Origin of the sequence: Mesorhizobium sp. M7A.F.Ca.ET.027.03.2.1, assembly GCF_003999175.1 — a bacterium.
Classification (GTDB): domain Bacteria; phylum Pseudomonadota; class Alphaproteobacteria; order Rhizobiales; family Rhizobiaceae; genus Mesorhizobium.
On the sequence record NZ_RZOM01001086.1, the window covers coordinates 1 to 2076 of the forward strand.

The 2076-nt window shown below is 60.8% G+C and carries 3 protein-coding genes; 2 read left to right on the forward strand and 1 reads right to left on the reverse strand.

Annotation, left to right across the window (positions count from 1 at the left end; translation table 11 throughout):
- Both EN750_RS31490 and EN750_RS31495 read left to right on the forward strand, forming a co-directional pair.
- Positions 1 to 384 (forward strand): hypothetical protein (locus tag EN750_RS31490; RefSeq protein ID WP_348629635.1); only part of this gene is annotated, 384 nt, incomplete at its 5' end.
- Positions 381 to 1088, forward strand: a complete 708-nt coding sequence (locus tag EN750_RS31495; RefSeq protein WP_127399035.1) for a hypothetical protein — start codon at positions 381 to 383, stop codon at positions 1086 to 1088. The genes EN750_RS31490 and EN750_RS31495, both read left to right, overlap by 4 nt.
- A 62-nt stretch (positions 1089 to 1150) precedes the next feature.
- Here the strand turns inward: EN750_RS31495 and EN750_RS31500 are convergent.
- Positions 1151 to 2076 (reverse strand): serine protease (locus EN750_RS31500; RefSeq protein ID WP_145968096.1); only part of this gene is annotated, 926 nt, incomplete at its 5' end.

Sequence of the window (2076 nt, forward strand, 5' to 3'; positions counted from 1 at the left end):
ATTGTGAAGAATTCTGTGTTTTCCTGGCGTGGAACGGTAGCCGGCCTTGCCGGCGGCCTGTTGCTGATCGCCAACGCTTCGGCGGACGAGGCCTGCGGCCTGTGCGTCAAGCAGATCGTCACCAACTCGGAACTGGCGACGTGTTTTCTCGATCAGTACGACCAGTTCGCCAAAAGCGGCAGCGACGCGGTTATCGTCGATCTCAGCAACTGCGCCTCGCGCGGCGTCGTCGAAGCCTTGCCGTCCCCCAACAAGGGGGCGGCGGAGCCCGACGTACAGTTCATGATTTCGCGCCTGCAACTGGAATGCCTGAAACGGAAGCTGGAGACGCCGGGCATCGTGCTGGATCCCTCCGCCACCATCGAACTGGACAGCTGCGGATGAAGAAGGCAGCGGGCAACACCAGGCAAACAGCAGCCGCCGCACCAGCAAAGGCGCCGGCCGGCAAAACGGCGCTGCCGGAAACCACCGAAGGTTTCCCGTGGCCAAGCGCCCACGAGATCAAGAAGGAGAGCAACCCCTTCACCGACCGCGACTGGCGCATGCTGGTCTATGCCTGGTCGGGCATGGCCGTGCGTCTCGCCATCATCTTCACCCTGATGTTCTCGGTCTACCAGTTCCTGGCCAACCAGGAGCAGAAGCGCGTCGAGCAGACCATGTCGCTTGTCGAACTCTGGGAAAACAAGGACTACCAGCAGGCGCAGCGCGCGCTGAAAGATCGTCTGACCGCGCTTAACGCCAAATATGACAATCTGCTCAGCGCCAACCCCTCGCCAACCGAGGAGCAGGTGTTCCGGCAACGGATCGGCATCGAGGCGATGACCGCCTCCGGCGGCGACATGCCGCTCGCCGATTTCAGCGAGAATTTCGATCGCATCGTCTATTTCCTCAACCGGCTGTCATTCTGCATCGACGGCGATTTGTGTTCGCGCAAAGTGACCGATGCTTATTTCCGTGACTATGCCGTCTCTTTCTGGAGCTATTTTGCCGGCTACATAGACAAGCAGCGCAAGGCGGGTTCTCCCACTTTCGCTTCGGCAATCGAGACCTATGTGCGCAATGGGCCGCCCACGGCCGAAGCCAAATAGCGGCGCGAAAAAGGCGGCGGGATTGCGCCGCCGCCTTTGTCTCCACCGCCAATGCGCAGCGATTATTTATACAGGCTGTTGATCCACTGGACGTTGGCAGCATTCAGGCGCACGGCGGTGTTCGCGTCGGAGCTTTCCGCCACGTTGACACCGGTGACGATGCGCTGCTTGGCTTTGTTGTCGTAAGCATAGACCGAGCTGCCGCTCGACCCTGGGAACGTATCGCAGTCGTACTGGAAATATTCCGGCGCGATGTTTTCGGCATGCACTTCGCAGTTTGCCTTCCACATCGTGCCCATCGGCTTGTCACCGGGATAGCCGACGAGATTGGCTGTGAAATCGCCGAGATCCTCATAGTTGGCATAGCCCAGCCAGCCGAGATTGGTGCCGACATCCTGCTTTAGCGTGACGACGCCGAGATCCCACAGCAGGACCGAACCATAATAGCCCTGGTAGTTGTCGATGAAGCCTTGCAGCACATAGGCGCTTTCGAAGGCGAAGGCGCCGAACGGTGCGTCGTCGGCCGTGCTGCCGTTCAGCCCCGGCACGAACAGGTAGTCGGAGAGCCAATCCTTGTCCTCATGACTGTAGAGGCAGTGCGCGGCGGTGAGCACCGTGCGCGGGCCGATCAGCGTTGCCGAACAGCTGCCGAAGCTGCCCGTCTTCGGCGATTTGGCTTCGAGATAGCCGATTGCCGAGAACGGATAGGTCTTGGTGTTCTTGACCTGCTCGCGATCGTCGGTGCCGAAAACCTGGCGGCCGGCTTCGCCTTCGCCGAGGTCCGGATCCTCGGTCTTGCGCTCAGCCCCGTCTTTTCCGGTGGCCGGAGCGTTCAGTTCCTTGATGATAAGCTCCCGCAGCGCTTCGCTCGGCTCGATCTTGATCTCCTTGCCATCGGCGGACCGTCCGACGATGCCGTAGGATTTGACAGCCGTTGCCTCGTCGGCAAGCGGCGCGGCGCGGCTGTCTTCGTCGGTCAGCTTCGGTG

What these genes read in the sequence shown, in the direction of transcription:
- EN750_RS31495 (WP_127399035.1), top strand. Translation starts at nt 381, where the DNA reads ATGAAGAAGGCAGCGGGCAACACCAGGCAAACAGCAGCCGCCGCACCA.